Raw genomic sequence first — 17,286 nt, forward strand, 5'->3', positions numbered from 1 at the left:
GACCTGTCGATCGATCCATCAGGAAGGTACGCCTCCTTCCGTCAGGAGTGATCCACAGGTCGTGAGCATTGCTCACGAAACCTGCCGGCAGGCCCGCTGAATGCCAGGGATGAAGACAGTCATGTCGTCGTCGGCGAGCTCACTGCCGTACGCCGCTACACCGCGTTAGCCGTCCGTTAGCGCAACGCCAGCCCGACCGTTGAAGCTGATTGTCGTCCAAGAGCGAGACGAGAGATCACAGCAATGGGAGGACAGCGATTATGAAGTGGGGAATCGGCATAAGTGCCGCAATCGCAGCCGTCATGCTCGCAGGGGGAACCGCTGCGGCCACACCCGTGCACATGGACAGCGCAACCGTCACCAACCGCGCCGCCAACCGTCCTTCCTATTCAACTGTCCACTGGGTCGACACCCACGACAGCAATCGGTACCTGGCGATGCTCCAACAGCTCCGGACAGCCGTCGGGCACTCCTTTCGGAACAATGTCCAAGAGACCACACACGACCGAAACCAGCTCGTCGCCCTGAATGTCACCAGGGACTTGGGCGAGGGCGGAGACGGCAGGCAGCATCAGGTCGAGTCCGTCACGATCTACTTTAACGCGTCCAACATGTACTTTTTGGGCTGGAGTTCGGACGACACCGGTCGTCTGTACCAGTTGAACGGGACCAATCTGGGGAGAAGGCTGGCGTGGAGCGGCGAGCACCAGCCCATCACTCTGCCGTTCGGTGAGAGCTACACGGCTCTGCAAAGGGCAGCCGGATGGGAATCACGCGGTGCCATGGAGATCACCGCGAACAGCATCGACAGCTCCGTGCAGACCCTGCACGACGGCGTCAACCTGAACAACAGGAACGGTGTACGGGATACCGCTCGGGCCGTGTTGAGGATGGTGACAATCACCTCGGAGGCCGTGCGCTTCAACCCCATCGGGACCGGCGTGGCCAACGCCTTCCTCACTGGGACCCCTTACCAGCTGACTCCACTGCAGCAGGAACTGGAGACCAACTGGGGCCGCCTTTCGGACTTCGTCCATGACGTCAGCCAACATGCCCACGCCGCGCCGGTGCAGATCGGTCCGGCATCACGGAACGGCAACGACACACAAGCGGTCCGCATTGAGACGTTCGAGCAGGCGGCACAGTACACGGGGCTGATCATCTACCAGGCGCATGTGAATTCTCACGACGGCCTATAGTCGCCCGGCGCAGCTCCGGGAACACCAGAGGCATCACTCGCCGTGCCGCCGGTCACTTCGCGAGGGAAGCATCGTAGGGCGTGTGGAGATCAACGCGTTGATCTCCACACGCCCTAACCCCGATCATCCGCCGCTCGACCCCCGCATACACCGACACCACCCGATCGCCGACATCGCGACGATCCTGCCGGTGGTGGGTTCGGCCGAGGCGGCTCCGACCTGGACGTTCCGGTCGGCCGACCGGTGGGCGGGGTCGAGGCGTTGCGCACCGACCCTGGCGACGGCGCCGGCCAGTTCCGCGGTCGGTTTCCTGTCGAAGGTGGTGTGTATCCGGTAGCCGCCCCTGCTCAGACTGCCGTCGGTGATGCTCCGGTCGTGTGCCTGGGCCGGAGAGACCGACCGTCGTGCCGTCGTTGCCGCTCCCCCGAACACGTCCCTGCACTTGCCGGTGTTGACGTTCCGGATCAGGTAGTAGCCGCCGCCACCGTCCGAGGGCTGCAGATACCAGTTCTGCCTGGTGTTGGCCTGGTCGCAGTACCCCGGCTCGACGAGAGGGTTGTTGGCGGTGTTGGAGTCGAGGCACTTCTGCGTCGTGTCGTTGCGGATCAGGAAGCTTCCTTCACCGTTGGGCTACATGCTCCAGTTCGCCATCTGACGTCTTGTTGACGACGCTCTCGGTCCCGTAGTCGGGCGAGTCCTTCGCCGGATCCAGGGACGGCGCGAGGCCGTCCGCCTGGGTCAACCGCGGCGACAGGGACAGGCCCGCCGGTGCGGGAGTGTCCGCATGGGCCGTTCCGGTCGTCAGCGGAGACACCGATACGGCGAGCGTGGCGAAGGCGACCGCGGCGCATGCGGTCATCGTCCGCCACACCGGCCCGTGGGGGGCGACTCCCGGGCTTCGTCACGGCGCATACCGGTCGTCAACCGTTTCTTGAGCATTCAGCTGACTGCTCCTGAACGTTGCCGCGCACCGCATCTACGGTCCTTGAGGCTCTCGAAGGAAGGGACTCATGGACGCACTCCTCGCAGTCCGGGCTCGCGGGATCACCAAGTGGTTCGGCGATGTCGTCGCGCTCGACGGCGTCGACCTGGATGTGACGCAGGGGCAGATTCACGGCCTGGTCGGACCGAACGGCGCCGGCAAGACGACCTTGCTCGGCCTTCTGCTGGGTCTGGCCGTCGCCGACAGCGGCAGCCTCCAGATCCTGGGTACGCCGGTCGGGCGGGCGCTCGACGCTCCCGACGGTGTCGCGGGCTTCGTGGACGGACCCGGTCTCTACCCCTCGCTCACCGCCCGGCAGAACCTCGCCGCGCTGGCCGCTCTCCGCGGTGACGACGCGCGGACCACGGCGATCGACGACGCACTTGCGCAGGTCGGGCTCACCGATGTCGCCGACGACCGGGCGCGCGGCTTCTCCCTCGGCATGCGACAGCGGTTGGGGCTGGCCGCGGCGCTGCTCACCAAGCCCCGGCTGCTCGTGCTCGACGAGCCGTCCAACGGCCTGGACCCGGCCGGCAAGAAGCACGTGCACGGTGTCCTGACCCGGCTCGCGACGGACGGCACCGGCGTCGTGCTCTCCAGTCACCGCATGGACGACGTCGAGGCCCTGTGCTCCGACGTCAGCATCCTCGCCGCCGGGCGGGTCGTCTTCTCCGGGCCGTTGAGCAAACTGGCCGCCGAGGAGCGGGAACTCGACTACCGCGTACGCACCTCCGACGCGCACGCCGCCCGCCGACTGGCCGCCGAAACAGCCGGGATCCGCCTCGTCGACGACGCCGGGGCACGGCACGACGCGCAGGTGCTCGTCGTGCGCGCGCAGGTGCCTGCCCTCGACGAACTGGTGGTGCGGCTGGTGCGGGCGGGCATCGCGGTACGCGAGCTCTCCCCCGTGGTGTCGCCGCTCGAAGCAGCGTTCCTCGCCCTCACCGAACCTGAGGAGGCCGGGCGATGAACGCGCCCCTCACGCACGCCCACGCCCGGCCCCACGGTGCCGGTACCCGCCGCGCCTCGGTGGCGCGTGGCTACCGCTTCGAGCTGGTCAAGCTGGTCTCGCAGTGGCGGATCCGCCTGCTGGTTCTCGCCTGCTGGATCGCGCCGGCGCTCTTCGTCGCCGCGGTGAGCCAACAGAGCACGCTCCCCGTCGACACCCTTTTCGGCCGCTGGATGCACGCCACCGGATGGGCCGGACCGCTGGTGACGCTCGGTTTCGCGGGCACCTGGGCGCTTCCGCTGCTGACCTCGGTGGTCGCCGGCGACGTGTTCGCCGCCGAGGACCGACTCGGCACCTGGCGCCACCTGCTCGTGGCGGTCCGGTCGCCCAGGCGGATCTTCGCCGCAAAGGCGTTCGCCAGCCTCACCGTCCTGCTGCTGCTCGTGGCCGGGCTGGCCTGTTCCAGCGCGGCCGGTGGGGTCGTGGCGGTCGGCAACCAGCCGCTGGTCGGCCTCGACGGCCACCTGCTGACGCCGGCGGACGCCGCCGTCAAGGTCCTGCTCGCCTGGGTCTGCGTCCTCGCTCCGACCCTCTCCCTCGCCGGGATCGGACTGCTCGGGTCCGTCGCGCTGGGGCGCTCCCCGATGGGGCTGCTGCTGCCCGTCCTCGTCGCCCTCGCGATGCAGCTCGCACAGATGATGCCACTGCCGGTCGCCGTCCGCCTCGCGCTGCCCAGCTACGCCTTCATCGCCTGGAACGGTCTGTTCACCGGCCCGGCCCAGCTCGCCCCGCTCCTGATCGGCACCGGTGTCAGCCTGGCGTGGGCCGCGCTGGCGACGGCGCTGGCCTACCTGCTGTTCCTGCGGCGCGACTTCACGAACCTGAGCTACGACGGCTCGGGGCGCCGCACGGTCACCGTCGGAGTCCTGCCGCTGGCCGGGCTGGTCGCCGTGACGGTGGCGGTCCTCACCACGTCGGCCACGGCCACGGCCACCGGCTCCGGGATCGAGCAGGACAAGGTGCAGCGCTCGGTCGCCACGGCATTCGCCCACCTGTACCGCATGCAGACCGAGCAGCTCCACCGGCCCCACGTCGCCGAAGCCCAGCTGAAAGCCGAGGCGACGTGCACCAAGGGCAGCCTCCAGACTGCCGCGCAGGGGGCGGGCAACGACTGGCGCTGCGTGGTCTCCTGGCACCTCCCCGGCGTCGACGCCGCCGGCCAGGCCATCTATCAGCTCGACGTGACCCCGGACGGGCGGTTCATGGCCGATGGCGATGGACCGAAGGAAGTCAACGGCTACTTCCTGGTGCGGACCCCGCAGGGCGACGCACCCAACCCGCTGTGGCAGTTCGACGGCAATGTCGCGCTGCTCGCCACCTCGAAGGGATGACTCCATGCAGGTCATACGCCGCCGCCGGCATGACGCGAACGACCGTGCCGGCAATCTCCGCAGACGTTTCAGCCGCCGCGGCACCCTGGCCACGGCCACCGCGGTCGTCCTCGCCGCCACCGCCGGCATCGGTTATGCCCAGACGCACCAGTTCGGCACCGCCCGGGTCGGTCAGAGGACGGCTGACGGCCAGGTCGTCTCCAGCGACCAGTACATCGCCCCGTACGGCGACCGTCTCGTCATCGACGACGGCAAGATCATGTCGTCCTCGGTCAGCCCGGACGGCACCCACGTCGCGGCCTCGCTCACCGACGGCGGGGCGGCGCTGGCCATCGTCGACCGCAAGAACTGGAAGGTGCAGCAGCTCGTCGGCGCCTCCGCTTCGTCGACCCCGCGCATCAGCAGCAACTCCGTGGGCCAGGAAGGCCCCACGTACTCGCCCGACGGCAAGCAGCTGTGGCTGGGCCAGACCGACGGCTACACCAAGTTCACAATGAACCCGGACGGCAGCGTCAGCAACCCGACGTTCATCAAGATCCCGGCGGACGGCACCAAGCACGCGCTGGTGGGCGAGCCGGTGTTCTCCTCCGACGGCTCCACCGTGTACGCCGCGGTCAACGGCCAGAACAAGGTGGTCGCCCTCGATGCGGCGACCGGTGCCGTCAAGCACAGCTGGGCCGTGGGCAACGCCCCGCGGGACATGGTCAAGGTCGGCCACAAGCTCTACGTCAGCAACGAGGGCGGCCGTCCGGCCAAGCCCGGCGAGCCCACGATCAACTCCTACGACACCCAGGTGCCCGCCGACCCGAAGACCGGTGCCGCCACCACCGGCACGGTCAGCGTCATCGACCTGGCGAAGCCGGGTGCCGCCGTCAAGAGCATCGACGTCGGTCTGCACCCGACCGCCCTGTACGCCAAGGGCGGGGCACTGTTCGTCACCAACACCGCCACCAACGACGTGTCGGTCATCAGCACCACCGGCGACAAGGTCGTGCAGACCATCGCCACCCGTCCGTGGCCGGAGGCGTCGGTGGGTTACGAGCCCAACGCGGTGACACTCACCGACGACGGTCATCTGCTGGTGACGCTCGGCCGCGCCAACGCGGTCGCCGTATACAAGTACAAGAGCCCGCAGGAGCCGGTCAGCTACGTCGGCCTGCTCCCCACGGACTACTTCCCCTCGGAGATCGCCACCGTCGGCAAGCAGGTGCTGGTCTCCAACTCCCGTGGAATCGACGCCCGCCGCCCCACCGCAAGCGGTGCGCACGGCACCCACGACACCACCTCCAGCCTGCAGCGGTTCACCCTGCCCGACGACAGCGTCATCAGGTCCGAGACGGCCAAGGTCTTCAAGCAGAACGGCTGGACGGGCGACTCGGTCAAGAGGACCGACGGCACGAGCCACGCGAAGCCGACAGCGGTCCCGAAGCGGCTCGGCGACCCCTCGACGATCAAGCACGTCTTCCTGATCGTCAAGGAGAACCGGACCTACGACCAGGTCTTCGGCGACCTCCCGCAGGGCAACGGCGATCCGAAGCTGACGCAGTTCGGCGAGAACGTGACGCCGAACCAGCACGCGCTGGCCAAGCAGTTCGGGCTGTACGACAACACCTACGACATCGGCACCAACTCTGCCGAAGGTCACAACTGGCTGATGCAGAGCGACAATCCGGAGTACACCGAGTCCTCGGCCGGCGAGTACCAGCGCAGCTACGACACCGAGAACGACGCGCTCGGCCACCAGAAGTCCGGTTTCCTGTGGACCGGTGCGCAGGCTGCAGGCAGGTCCGTCAAGGACTTCGGTGAGTTCCAGTCGGTGGAGAGCAAGCCGTCCGGAGCGTCCTGGCAGAACCTGTACTGCGACGCCAGGACCATGGACGCAACCGGGAGGCCCACGGCCTACCCCATCAAGACCGGGTCGGCGATCCCCTCGCTCAACGACGTGTCGGTGCCCGGCTTCCCGATGTTCGACCTCGACGTCCCGGATATCTACAAGTACCAGGTCTGGAAGCAGGACTTCGAGAAGAACGGGCCGGCGAACCTGAACATGTTCTGGTTCTCCAACGACCACACCGGTGGTCCCGCGAGCCCGTCCGCCCAGGTCGCGGACAACGACCTCGCGGTCGGCAAGATGGTCGACAAGATCTCGCACAGCAAGTACTGGAAGGACTCGGCCATCTTCGTCGTCGAGGACGACTCCCAGGCGGGCCTCGACCACGTGGACGGGCACCGGGCCCCGATCCAGATCATCAGCCCCTGGGCACAGCACGGCAGGACCGACAGCCACTACTACACCCAGATCACGATGATCCGGACCATCGAGCAGATCCTCGGGATCCACCCGATGAACCAGAAGGACAGCGCGGCCAGCCCCATGAGCGGCGCCTTCACCGCCCACCCGGACACCGCCCCGTTCAAGGCGCAGCCCAACCGCGTCCCCCTCACCGACGGTCTGAAGACCCAGCCGCCCTGCGGCTCGGACAACCCGGCAGCGCAGAGCCCCAGGGCAGCGGCCGTCTCGCCCGCGACGGTACCGGCGGACAAGCAGGACCTGGCGGCGACCTGGGACAAATGGAAGTCCAAGCAGCGGCTGACCGGCCCCCACGCCGTCCCCGACTACGCCAACCCCGCCCAGATGAACCACCTCACCTGGTACGAGACGCACAACTGGAACAGGCCGTACCCGGGCGAGAACAAGATCTTCGCGCCGCAGGACGTGCCGGGCGCGTACCTTCCGTCCTCGGAGAACGACGGCTGACGTCTGCTGGAAGCTGAGGGGCGAGTGGCTTCACCCCGGCCCGACGGCCACACCGTCGGGCCGTCTTCCGCCCCCCGGTCAGACCGCACCCGACGGAGGTATCAGGGACGCCGGCTCTCAGCACTGGGGACAATCCGGGGAGTTCGACTGGCATGCCCAACCGCGTTGCCGAATCGCGTGGTGAGCAGAGGAGACACCTTCCTCCGCTGCCCGTCCGCCTCCGGCTTCCCCCACGGAAGCTCCACCTCTACCGGCGGGAACGCTGCCACGTGACGCTTCAACTCTCCGGCCACCGAGGAGGGGCATGTCGACGGTACGCGTCCTGGCCCCCTTCGGCCGTGCCGAAGGTCGAAGCCGACCGGGCACGGCCTGCCGTTCTCGACCTGGAGCCCGGCCGAGCTGGCCGACTTCCTGGTCGCCGAGGGGGTGGTTGACGGCATCAGCCACGAGGGTCTTCGGGTCCTGGTCCGCGAAGAGGGCGTCTCGTTTCAACCCCGACCAACTCCTCCTGGCTCAACCGCATCGAGTCCCAGTTCACCGCCCCGCGCTACTTCTCCCTGGACGGCACCGACCACGCCAGCGATACAGAGCAGGGCAGGGCAGGGCAGCATGATCCGCCGCTACCTGATCCGGCGAAACCGCCATGCCGACGACCGCCGCCTCCAGGCCGTCGTCGCCAAGGCCAACGTGGCCTGATACGACGTCAGTCGGCCTGCAGGACGAAGAACAGGAAGCACACGAAGGCCCCCGAGGGCTTGTCCACGAAGATGTCGGGGTACAGCTCGCGGGCGCCCGGTGCGGGGAGCGGTTCGCTGATGACGTTGATCCGGAAGCCGGCCGCGGTGAAGGCGTCGGTCATCGCGTGCAGCGGCCGATGCCAGAAGGTCATCAGGGCGGTGTGCCCGCCGAGGGTCCATTCCTCGGAGTGCTTGTACGTCGCGAAGTAGTCGGTGCCCGGCTGCACGAGGCCGATGGAGGGGTGATCAACGGACACGATCAGCCGGCCGCCGGGAGTCAGCACGCGCCGCAGTTCGGCCAGCGGTGCCGTCCAGTCCTCCAGATAGTGCAGGACCAGGGACGCGACGACGTCGTCGAACGCGGCATCGGGGAACGGCAGCGGGCTGCCCAGATCGGCGAGGTGCAGGGCCGCGTCGTCGCCGAGCCGCTTCCTGGCCAGCTCCAGCATCTTGGTGCTGGAGTCGAAGCCGGTCACGATCGCGCCCCGGTCGCGCAGCGCCGCGGACAGGGGGCCGGAGCCGCAGCCGGCGTCCAGGATCCGTCGGCCGGCCACGTCCCCGGCCAGGTCCAGCATCGCAGGCCGCTCGTAGTGCGCGTTGAAGAGGCTGGTTTCGTTCTGGGCCGAGTACGCCTCGGCGAAGCTGTCGTAGTCGTTGGGCACGGCCTGCTCGCCGGGCCCGGCGGAACCCTCCGGGACAGGACGGATCCACGGCGGCTGCGAGGCTGCCGGGATGCCTGCGTGCACGTCAGAGCTTCTGGAAGCGGAAGTCATACGGTCGATCCTGGCACGCACGTCCCACCTGGCGTCGGGACATTCACGATCCCCCTGCTTGCCACGGCTGCCGATGAGCGCCATACAGGGCGTACGTTGTCTGATGCGGCACTAGACGAACCAGGACGGTGCCGAGACAAGCACCCAAAGCCGCCAGAAAGATCAGTGCGGGCCTGGAGCCCGACCGGACCTCCTCGCCGACGCATACGGATCAGGTCGGGCCGGGACGGATGTCGATTCGGCCGATCCAGGTCGGTGCCGTAAGGTTCAGTGTGCCGTCGCGGGGTGGAGCAGCTCGGTAGCTCGCTGGGCTCATAACCCAGAGGTCGCAGGTTCAAATCCTGTCCCCGCTACTCGAAGGTGAAGGCCCGGTGATCCCACCGGGCCTTCACTGGTTGTGTGCTCGCGGCCATGCGGCTGCGACGACCGCGCCCAGGTCGTGGTCGGTGCCGCGATCGGCGGATGGGACTTCACCACGCTCACCCAGCGCCGAACCGCACGGAAGATCACTGGGCGCGCAGCACGCCCCACAGCGGCAGCTGTTCGAAGAACTCGACGGCTTCGTCCCGCCACCGCCCCCGCCAGTTGGCCGCGACGGCGGCCGCCTCCTGGGCACAGCGGCGGATCTCGGCGAGCAGCTCGGTGTCGACGCCGTGGCGCCGGGCGATGCCCTGAATCCGTTCGACGGTCTCCGGCGGGCAGCCGGGGCCGGCGAGCGCCGACTCCACGACCGCCCGCTCCGCACCGCTCGTCGCTGCCAGCAGCGCGCACACCGCGTAGCTGCGGCGGCCCTCGCGAAGATCCGATCCGGCCGGCTTGCCGACCGTGCCCGCGTCCGCGAACAGGTCGAGGTAGTCGTCGCGCATCTGCCCGCTCACCCCGAGCAGTCGGGCGTACCGGGCCAGTTCGTTCTCATGGGCGGCCGGGTCCGCGCCCGCCGCGAGCAGACCCAGCTGCAACGGGGCCAGCACCGAGTACCGGGCGCTCTTGTACTCGGACACGGTGTCCAGCACCTCGCGGTCGGGCATCGGGCCGAAGTCCCGCTCCAGGTCGAGGAATTGCCCGCGGACCGTGTCCGCCCCCGCCGTCGCCTGTACGGCCGCCATCGCCTGCCGCAGCTCGCGGGGAACCGGCGCGGTCAGCAGCACCTGGACCGACAGAAACGCCGCCAGGTCCCCGGCCAGGACGGCCAGACCCAACGCCGTCTGCGGACGGCCGGGGAACCGCTCGCGGTAGGCGTAGTACACCGACGGCGCCCCCCGGCGTACCGGGGAGTCGTCGATGATGTCGTCGTGGATCAGCCCGTGCGTCTGCAGCAACTCAATGCTGAGCGCGGCCTCGTCCAGCCCGGGCACGGCAGCGGGAGCCACCAGGCGCGCCGCCTCGTACAGCAGCGCGACCCGTAGCCGCTTCCCGCCCCGCAGCGACATGTCCCGCACCAGCTCCAGCGCCTCGGGCACGAACGCATTGCGCGGCGGCCCCTGCTCGGCGACCGAGTCGAAGTAGTTCGCGAACAACCCGTTGAAGCGCTCCTGGTATCCGGCGAGCCGCTCGTGTACACCGGCCGCGTTGTCAGCTGTCATTGCTCTCCCTGGAACCCCGTCAAACAGGACGGCCGTCGACAGACACCGCCAGCTCGCATTCAACACCACCAGATCAACTCCGCGTAGCGACCAGGGCGGTCGTGCGGGGGTCGTGACTGCGCCCCCACCGCGCAGACGCTGCCGGGCACCTCGAATTCCTGAGGGTGCCCGGCAGCGCCTGACCGAACAGCCACATGCCCAGGCAGGTGAGGACCTCGTTGCCGTAGTACAAGGACACGGCCGACGCGCAGCACACGGCGCCCGACGCCGACGGCTGGACGTGGGGCCCGGCCACTCGGGCGCGGAGTCAGCGTCCCGGGCTGCTGGGGACAACCGACCGCATGATCGGCCTGGAACTCTCCTGCCATGCCGGGTAGTGGGTGTAGCCCGCGGCGCCGTGACCGTACAGCGCTGATTGGTCGATGTGCGTGTTCAGCGGCAGGCCGGCTGCGAAGCGGTGCGGCAGGTCGGGGTTGCTGATGAACAGGCGCCCGTACGAGACCAGGTCCGCGCGCCCCGATGCGAGCACCGCCTCGCCGGCCTCGCGGGTGGTCGGGGCGCGGTTCTCGCCGACGTTGGCGATGAGTGTGCCGTGCCAGCGCGGGCGCAGGTCGGCGAGGGCGGGGTAGCGGTCGTCGTCGGTGAGGTGGAGGTAGGCCAGGCCGAGGCCGTCGAGGCGGGCGAGGAGCGCGCGATAGACCGGGGCCGGGTCGGCCTCTTCCATGCCGAACTGGGGGTTGCCCGGCGAGAGGCGCAGGCCGAGCCGGCCGGCGCCGACTGTGTCCGTGATGGCCTGTACCAGTTCCAGCGGGAAGCGGATGCGGCCGGAGATGTCGCCGCCGTAGGCGTCGGTGCGCAGGTTGGTGTTGTCGGCCAGGAACTGGTGGATGAGGTAGCTGTTCGCGCCGTGCAGTTCGACGCCGTCGAAGCCGGCCCGGATCGCGTTGCGGGCGGCGGCGACGTGGTCGGCGATGGCCGTGCGGATGTCGTCGTGCGTCATCGCACGCGGTATGACCGGGTCTGCCTTGCCGTCCTTCACGTGTACGGGCCCGGGCACGGGGACGGCGGAGGGACCGGTCGGGATGTCGCCGAGGACACGGGAGCGTGGGTGCCCTTGACGGCCGCCGTGCATCAGCTGGGCGAAGATCCGGCCGCCGGCGTCGTGCACTGCCTCGGTGACGTGCTGCCAGGCGGACACGTGTCGTTCGGACTCCAGGCCCGGGATGCGCCAGCCGCTCTGGCCGCGGAGGCTGGGCCAGATGCCCTCGGTGACGATGAGGCCGGCGCCGGCCCTCTGGCGGTAGTAGTCGGCGACGATCGGTAGCGGGGTGCCGTCCTCTTCGGCGCGGAAGCGCGTCATGGGGGCCATCACGATGCGGTTGGAGAGGGTCAGTTCCGCTGAGGTGAAGGGCGTCAGGAGCTTCATCATGCGCAAACCGTAGAATCTGACACTGATGTCAAGTTCAAGTCCGCGAGGGGAGATGCGTGATGCGGATCGGTGAGTTGGCCCGCCGCACCGGCGTGAGCGAGCGTTCGCTGCGCTACTACGAACAACAGGGATTGCTCGCGTCCGAGCGGACGCCCGGCGGCCACCGGGACTATCCGGAGCGCGCCGTGGACCGGGTCATCCGCATCCAGGAGCTGTTCGCCGCCGGCCTGTGCAGCAAGAAGATCGCCCAACTGCTGCCCTGCATACGTGACCACGACGGCGGCCCAGCGGTCACCGCCACACCGTGGCTGGTGCAGGAACTGCTGGCTGAACGCGAGCGCATCCATCGCACCATCGCGGACCTGCGCCGCTCGCAAGCCACCCTCGACGAGGTCATCGACGCCGCCTCGCGCCCATGATATCGGTGACCGAAGGCCCCGTGGGCGCCCCCTCACCTCGGCGGTAGCGGCCCATCCGGCGGACAAGAGGTGCCCGCCGCCCACCGCATCACCGGCTGCCGGAGTTCGGCCTTGCACGATGTGGGGCGTCCCGGATGCTGATCGAACGAGCGGAGGGCGCTCCTGGCTTGGGAAGATGGGACTTGCCCAAGGCTCCGTCCACCGCGGGGAAGAAGTCACTTACCGGGTGGGCGTGTTGCTCCGTATCCGCGTGTTCGTGTTCGTGTTCAGGCCGGGGCATGGGCGGTGGCCGCGCAGGCAGGCGGAGTGTTGCTGGTCGAGACGGTCCGCAAGACGGGCACCCGGCTGCTCAGGAGGGGACGGGCTCTTGGCCAGCATGGTCGAAGGGCGGATAGCTCTCGCCGGCCATCCGCTCGGCCGCGTCAATGTAGTCGGCAAGAGCGTCGCGGGATTGAGCGAGGCTGCCCATCCGATCGTCCAGTCGCTGCAGCCGTGACCGCATCGCAGCGAGCAACTCGGGACACCCGGGCAACTGCGGGGCCTCGCCGACCGCGCAGGGCAGCACGTACGCGATGTCCTCGGAGGACAAACCGGCACCCAGCAGATGCCGGATCTGCCTGACCCGCAGCACGGCGTTCTCGTCGAATTCGCGGTAGCCGTTCGCGCCGCGGTCCGCCTCCAGCAGGCCCTGGGCCTCGTAGTAGCGCAACTGATGGGTGTTGACGCCCGTCCGACGCCCCAGTTCCCCGATCCGCATCAAAACCTCGCTTGACCTTCACACCGGTATCAACGTTGACGATGCTGCCATGAACAACACCACCGAAACACCTGTGACCATCATCGGCCTTGGACGGATGGGCCAGGCACTCGCCAGCGCGTTCCTCAAAGCCGGGCACCCCACCACCGTGTGGAACCGTACGGCCTCCAAGGCCGACCAGTTGGTTGCCGAGGGTGCCGTGCTGGCGCCAACGGTGAGCGACGCACTCAAGTCGGGGTCCCTGACGATCGTCTGCGTCACCGACTACCAGGCCATGCACGATCTGCTCGGCGCGGACGATATCGACCTGGACGGCATGACGCTGGTGAACCTGACCTCGGGTGACTCGACCCAGGCCAGGGAGGCCGCCCAATGGGCCGAGCAGCGTGGCGCCCGTTACCTGGACGGCGCCATCATGGCGATCCCACCGGCGATCGGAACCGCTGAGGCGACGATTCTGCACAGCGGGCCGCAGGCGGACTTCGAGGCACACAGGACAACACTCGACGCACTCGGCACTGTCACCTACCTTGGCGCGGATCACGGGCTGGCGTCCCTGTACGACGTGGCGGGCCTGGCCATGATGTGGAGCGTCCTGAACGCCTGGCTCCAGGGCACGGCCCTGCTCAGGACGGCCGGTGTGGACGCCGTGACGTATGCGCCGTTCGCGCAGCAGATCGCCACCGGGGTGGCCGCATGGCTGCCGGGGCACGCCGAACAGATCGACAGCAGCTCCTTCCCTGCCAAGGTGGCGTCCCTGGAGACCCATGTCCGGTCAATGGCACACCTGATCGAGGAGAGCGAGGCGGTGGGTGTCAACGCCGAACTGCCGAAGTTGATCAAGGCGATGGCCGACCGTGCGATCGCCGCCGGACACGGCGGGGAGCAGTATCCCGTGCTGATCGAAGAGTTCGGCAAACCCCGCCACGACTGACCGGTACCGACACCGGGATCTCACCTCGGGTGGTGGGGTGACGGGCTGTCCGACAGGTGGTCAGCACCGCGGAAAGCGCCTCTGAACAGCCGCAATGAGGATTGCCGAGGTCCTCGTTCGTGCCTGATTCGGAGGCGCTTTCCAAGTGAAGAGGCGCATCGGGTCCTCCCTGCGTGTACGCATTGAGGTCGGCGGTCGTGGTGTGGTCTCGCAAGCCGGGGACCTGCCGCTGGCGGTACGTGAGTTGATGTCTGGTTCGTCGTTGCAGGTGGTCAGCGAGTGCGGCGCTTGGCGAGGCGGCGAACGAGCAGGGGGACGACGGCTCCTGCCATGAGGGCGGCCAGCGGTACGGCGACATTCACCCAGGGGACTCGGAGGGGTTTGTAGGTGGCGGTACCGTCTTTGATCTCGATGTAGCCGCGGGGGCGGGCACCGGCTCCGCCCCCTCCTTCGCCGGTGTTGGCGGATCCGGCTTCGGGGCCCATGCCTCCGGCGAACCCGAAGCCGAATTCGGCAACCGGAATGACGGTGATTCCGTCGCTGGTGACGGGTTCGCCGAAGACGGCTGACGCCGAGACCCGACTACCGAGCTGTTCGGCCAGGCGTTCCATCAGGGCTGCGGCCATGTCGGCCTGCGGGACGGGCTGGTCCGGTGTGTTTGAGCCGGTCATCGGATACCTCCGGGGTGGCGGGTACGGCGGTACCGAGGATATGGGTGCCTGGCATGGGCCACAGGCGAATCGGGTTGCACAGCGGGGAGCCGGGCACACCACGGCCGCCTCGAAGCCCCCTTGGGCCGCGCCAAACAGTGGTCCCTGGGCCGAGGCCGCCGGGCCGACGTGCGTCCTGGCCCAGCCCTGCCTGTCACAACTCCAGGTGGGGGCGGCCCCGACGCCGCCCGGACGTGGTGCCGGGTGACCGCGGCTACGACCACGGCAAGTTCCGGCGTCAGGTCTGGGATCTCGGCGTGCAGCCACCGATCGCCCGCCCCGGCACCGAGCACGGCTCCGGCTCGGGCACCCAACGCTGGTTCGCAGAGCGGGCGTTCACCCACCTGCGCCGGTTCCGCCGGCTGCGGATCCGCTGGGAGATCCGCGACGACATCCACCAAGCATTCATCACGCACAACTTCCGCAAGGAGGCCACGTTCCGGGAGTGACGACGTCGGCTGACGAGTCGCAGGCGTCTCCCCCCTCGTGAGACGAGCCTTGAGAGGATCATGTCGAGCATGACGATTGCGTACATAGCCGTGGTGACAGGGGCGAACCCGGGGTTCGGGCGAGCTGCGCGATGCCGGCCTGGACCCTCCACCACGGTCCGCATGTGCTGGCCATTCCCGGCACCAGGAACCCGAGAGTCACCGAGGCTTCCCCCAGTGAGTCACCGGGTAAGGGGCAATGGGCCGGGCAAGGCCGCTCCGTTGGTCCGGCGAAGCTGACGGCCGATGCACGTCAGAAGCCTGGGTTCGCTGAGATAAAGAGCTGAACGGCCTCGAATGTGCCCAGTAGTGCTCTTTCCGAGGCAGCTTTTCCCGAGCTCAGGTGGGCTGCGACGGCAGCCAGCCGTGCTGCACGGCTCGCGCGCCCGCCGCGAAGCGGCTGCGGGCACCGAGGCGTTCCATCAGGTCGGTCGCGATGCGTCGCGCCGTGCGCTGGGAGACCCCCAGGCGTTTGGCGATGGCCTCGTCCGTGTGGCCCTGTGCCAGCAGGGCGATGGTGGTGGACTCTTGCGGGTTCAGCCCGTGGGAGTTCCTGGGAGCGGCCTCGCCGAGTGGCTGAGCGCAGGACCAGACGCCCTCGAAGAGGGCGCACAGTGCGGTGAGAGTGCCCTGGCTGGTGAGGACGACGGCGCCGGTGGCGGTGTCGTCGCTGCTGACGGGGATGACCGCGGTCGAGCCGTCAGTGATGATCATTCGGGTGGGCAGGGCCGGGGTGGTACGGATCTGACCGCCCAGCTCCGTGAGCCAGTTGGCATAGTCGACGGTGGGCTGGTCGTTGCGGACGCTGCTGAGGTAGACGGTGCGTATCCGCACCCCCCGCCCCAGCAACTGCTCGTCCAGCGGGCGCGACGCCTTCATCTGGGCCGCGGGCTGGGCGCCGCCCGGGGCGAACGACATGACGTCGGTGGTCACATCGCGGGTGAGCCTGGCGAGGCGGTCCCGGATCTGTTCGATGCCGATGAGTTGCTCGACGCCGGGGCTGGAGGCGGCCGGGCGCAGATCCGCGTATTCGGCGATCAGCTGCGCGGCGACGGCGCGCGAGGTCTCCAGGCGCTGCTGTTGTGCGGCCAGGTCCGCCTGTTGGCGGGCCATCAGGATCTCCATGCCGATCTCCGGCGAGACCGCCCTCGGCCTTCCTGGCTGCTCGATCGACGGCCGCACCAGGGCCAACTCGCTGAGCAGGTCGAGGGCATCGCGCACCTCGTCCTCGGGCTTGCCCACCCTGGCGACGAGCTCGGCGATCCCGCCCGGCGGATCGGCCAGCATCGCGCGGTAGACGGACTCCGCGACTGCGTCGAGTCCCAATGCGGTCAGCAACACACATCCCCCTCATTCATGCACAACTCCACCCCTGGATTCGTGTGGATCATGCCATACGGGGCCGATATCTGTATGTCCGGCATAAGGAAATAGTTCGGCGCTGGACCGAAGTGTCCATGGACGGAAGCGTCCACATTCCGCTCCTGGTAGGCGAGTTGTCGGTTTGGGACAGTCGGGTCATGTATCTCGTCCACGCCCGCCTGCAGGGACCGCCCGGCGCTTCCCTCCCGCTTGAGACGCGGTCCTTGGTCCGTTCCCAGATCCATGACGGCGACGGCGTCGAGCACGTCACCGTCCACCCGGATGCTCTGCCCCACCCGGTGGTCGGTCTCTACGTACGCGCCGACAGCCTGGCCGCCGCGGAATACCGGGCGGCCCTGGTCTGCCGGCTGCTGCTGGGCTGCGCCGGGTTCGACGGCTGGTCACTGCCGGTCGTCGAGGCGCCGATGGTCGCCCCCTTCTACGAGTCGCGGTTGTCCGACCCGGGACCCGCCGGTCCGGCGATGGACGGATGCGGCCAAGGCCATTTTGGTCCAGCCGAAAACCCTTCCACCCCCTCTGACCAGCAGCGAAAGTAGTTCTTGCCTGCAGGGAACACCGCCCGGCGGGCAACGGACCGGACAGCATCACCGCGGGATGCGAACCGGTCGAGGACACCGACACAACGTCAGAAGAGGGCTTTCCCCATGCTTCGTCTCCGTCTCGCCACGGCCGCCGCGGTCGCCACCATCGCTGCCTCGGCCGCGACCGCCGCCCCCAGGCAGACCATGGGCTGGTCGTAGCCCCCGGCTTCGGCCCCATCACCCCGGACCGCTCCCAGCCGCTCCGTAGGGCAG

The 17,286-nt window shown here is 68.6% G+C and carries 16 protein-coding genes, 1 tRNA gene and 2 pseudogenes; 11 read left to right on the forward strand and 8 right to left on the reverse strand.

Features of this window, described 5'->3' with window-relative positions; translation table 11 throughout:
• The first annotated feature begins 341 nt into the window (after window positions 1-341).
• Window positions 342-1,199 (forward strand): ribosome-inactivating family protein, encoded by an 858-nt coding sequence (locus JNO44_RS38500; protein ID WP_205368631.1) that lies wholly within the window; start codon window positions 342-344, stop codon window positions 1,197-1,199.
• Between the two features lie 82 nt (window positions 1,200-1,281).
• Window positions 1,282-1,536: a hypothetical protein gene (locus JNO44_RS44160; RefSeq protein ID WP_240167859.1), complete on the forward strand. Its 255-nt coding sequence runs from the start codon at window positions 1,282-1,284 to the stop codon at window positions 1,534-1,536.
• A gap of 134 nt (window positions 1,537-1,670) precedes the next feature.
• Here the strand turns inward: JNO44_RS44160 and JNO44_RS45380 are convergent.
• A pseudogene (locus JNO44_RS45380) lies at window positions 1,671-1,808 on the reverse strand (hypothetical protein); the annotation flags it as partial.
• Between the two features lie 10 nt (window positions 1,809-1,818).
• A complete protein-coding gene (locus tag JNO44_RS38510) occupies window positions 1,819-2,058 on the reverse strand; it encodes a hypothetical protein (protein ID WP_205368632.1) in 240 nt (79 codons plus the stop codon).
• A gap of 151 nt (window positions 2,059-2,209) precedes the next feature.
• On the opposite strand from JNO44_RS38510, the gene JNO44_RS38515 reads away from it, so the two are divergent.
• The 4 genes and pseudogenes from JNO44_RS38515 to JNO44_RS44165 form a co-directional block, all read left to right on the forward strand.
• Window positions 2,210-3,151, forward strand: coding sequence for an ABC transporter ATP-binding protein (locus JNO44_RS38515; protein ID WP_205368633.1), 942 nt, complete (start codon window positions 2,210-2,212; stop codon window positions 3,149-3,151).
• Window positions 3,148-4,521 (forward strand): ABC transporter permease, encoded by a 1,374-nt coding sequence (locus tag JNO44_RS38520; RefSeq protein ID WP_205368634.1) that lies wholly within the window; start codon window positions 3,148-3,150, stop codon window positions 4,519-4,521. Before JNO44_RS38515 ends, JNO44_RS38520 begins: the two co-directional genes overlap by 4 nt.
• Window positions 4,522-4,525: 4 nt before the next feature.
• A complete protein-coding gene (locus tag JNO44_RS38525) occupies window positions 4,526-7,279 on the forward strand; it encodes a bifunctional YncE/alkaline phosphatase family protein (protein WP_205368635.1) in 2,754 nt (917 codons plus the stop codon).
• A gap of 330 nt (window positions 7,280-7,609) precedes the next feature.
• A pseudogene (locus JNO44_RS44165) lies at window positions 7,610-7,975 on the forward strand (hypothetical protein); the annotation flags it as partial.
• Window positions 7,976-7,982: 7 nt separating this feature from the next.
• Here the strand turns inward: JNO44_RS44165 and JNO44_RS38530 are convergent.
• Window positions 7,983-8,762 carry a class I SAM-dependent methyltransferase gene (locus JNO44_RS38530; protein WP_420882720.1) on the reverse strand — a complete coding sequence of 260 codons (780 nt, stop codon included), beginning with the start codon at window positions 8,760-8,762 and terminating at the stop codon, window positions 7,983-7,985.
• A 306-nt stretch (window positions 8,763-9,068) separates the two neighbouring features.
• On the opposite strand from JNO44_RS38530, the gene JNO44_RS38535 reads away from it, so the two are divergent.
• A tRNA-Met gene (locus tag JNO44_RS38535) sits at window positions 9,069-9,142 on the forward strand.
• Between the two features lie 153 nt (window positions 9,143-9,295).
• Here the strand turns inward: JNO44_RS38535 and JNO44_RS38540 are convergent.
• Both JNO44_RS38540 and JNO44_RS38545 read right to left on the reverse strand, forming a co-directional pair.
• Window positions 9,296-10,372, reverse strand: a complete 1,077-nt coding sequence (locus tag JNO44_RS38540; RefSeq protein ID WP_205368637.1) for a polyprenyl synthetase family protein — start codon at window positions 10,370-10,372, stop codon at window positions 9,296-9,298.
• 307 nt (window positions 10,373-10,679) lie between these two features.
• Window positions 10,680-11,801, reverse strand: coding sequence for an alkene reductase (locus JNO44_RS38545; RefSeq protein ID WP_205368638.1), 1,122 nt, complete (start codon window positions 11,799-11,801; stop codon window positions 10,680-10,682).
• A 59-nt stretch (window positions 11,802-11,860) separates the two neighbouring features.
• On the opposite strand from JNO44_RS38545, the gene JNO44_RS38550 reads away from it, so the two are divergent.
• Window positions 11,861-12,220, forward strand: a complete 360-nt coding sequence (locus tag JNO44_RS38550; RefSeq protein ID WP_205368639.1) for a MerR family transcriptional regulator — start codon at window positions 11,861-11,863, stop codon at window positions 12,218-12,220.
• 349 nt (window positions 12,221-12,569) lie between these two features.
• Here the strand turns inward: JNO44_RS38550 and JNO44_RS38555 are convergent, their stop codons facing one another.
• Window positions 12,570-12,977, reverse strand: a complete 408-nt coding sequence (locus JNO44_RS38555; protein ID WP_205368640.1) for a MerR family transcriptional regulator — start codon at window positions 12,975-12,977, stop codon at window positions 12,570-12,572.
• Between the two features lie 49 nt (window positions 12,978-13,026).
• Here JNO44_RS38555 and JNO44_RS38560 point away from each other — a divergent pair, with 49 nt between their 5' ends.
• Window positions 13,027-13,911: an NAD(P)-dependent oxidoreductase gene (locus JNO44_RS38560; protein WP_205368641.1), complete on the forward strand. Its 885-nt coding sequence runs from the start codon at window positions 13,027-13,029 to the stop codon at window positions 13,909-13,911.
• 272 nt (window positions 13,912-14,183) lie between these two features.
• On the opposite strand, the gene JNO44_RS38565 is transcribed toward JNO44_RS38560, so the two are convergent.
• Entirely contained in the window at window positions 14,184-14,582 is a 399-nt protein-coding gene (locus tag JNO44_RS38565) for a spore germination protein GerW family protein (RefSeq protein ID WP_205368642.1), read from the reverse strand.
• Window positions 14,583-14,815: 233 nt separating this feature from the next.
• Here JNO44_RS38565 and JNO44_RS38570 point away from each other — a divergent pair, with 233 nt between their 5' ends.
• Window positions 14,816-15,070, forward strand: a complete 255-nt coding sequence (locus tag JNO44_RS38570) for a hypothetical protein (RefSeq protein WP_205368643.1) — start codon at window positions 14,816-14,818, stop codon at window positions 15,068-15,070.
• A gap of 378 nt (window positions 15,071-15,448) precedes the next feature.
• On the opposite strand, the gene JNO44_RS38575 is transcribed toward JNO44_RS38570, so the two are convergent.
• Window positions 15,449-16,447 carry a helix-turn-helix transcriptional regulator gene (locus JNO44_RS38575; protein WP_205371287.1) on the reverse strand — a complete coding sequence of 333 codons (999 nt, stop codon included), beginning with the start codon at window positions 16,445-16,447 and terminating at the stop codon, window positions 15,449-15,451.
• Window positions 16,448-16,629: 182 nt separating this feature from the next.
• On the opposite strand from JNO44_RS38575, the gene JNO44_RS38580 reads away from it, so the two are divergent.
• Window positions 16,630-17,028: a hypothetical protein gene (locus tag JNO44_RS38580; protein WP_205368644.1), complete on the forward strand. Its 399-nt coding sequence runs from the start codon at window positions 16,630-16,632 to the stop codon at window positions 17,026-17,028.
• Window positions 17,029-17,286: the final 258 nt, after the last annotated feature.

This window comes from Streptomyces noursei (assembly GCF_016917755.1).
Lineage (GTDB): Bacteria > Actinomycetota > Actinomycetes > Streptomycetales > Streptomycetaceae > Streptomyces > Streptomyces yunnanensis.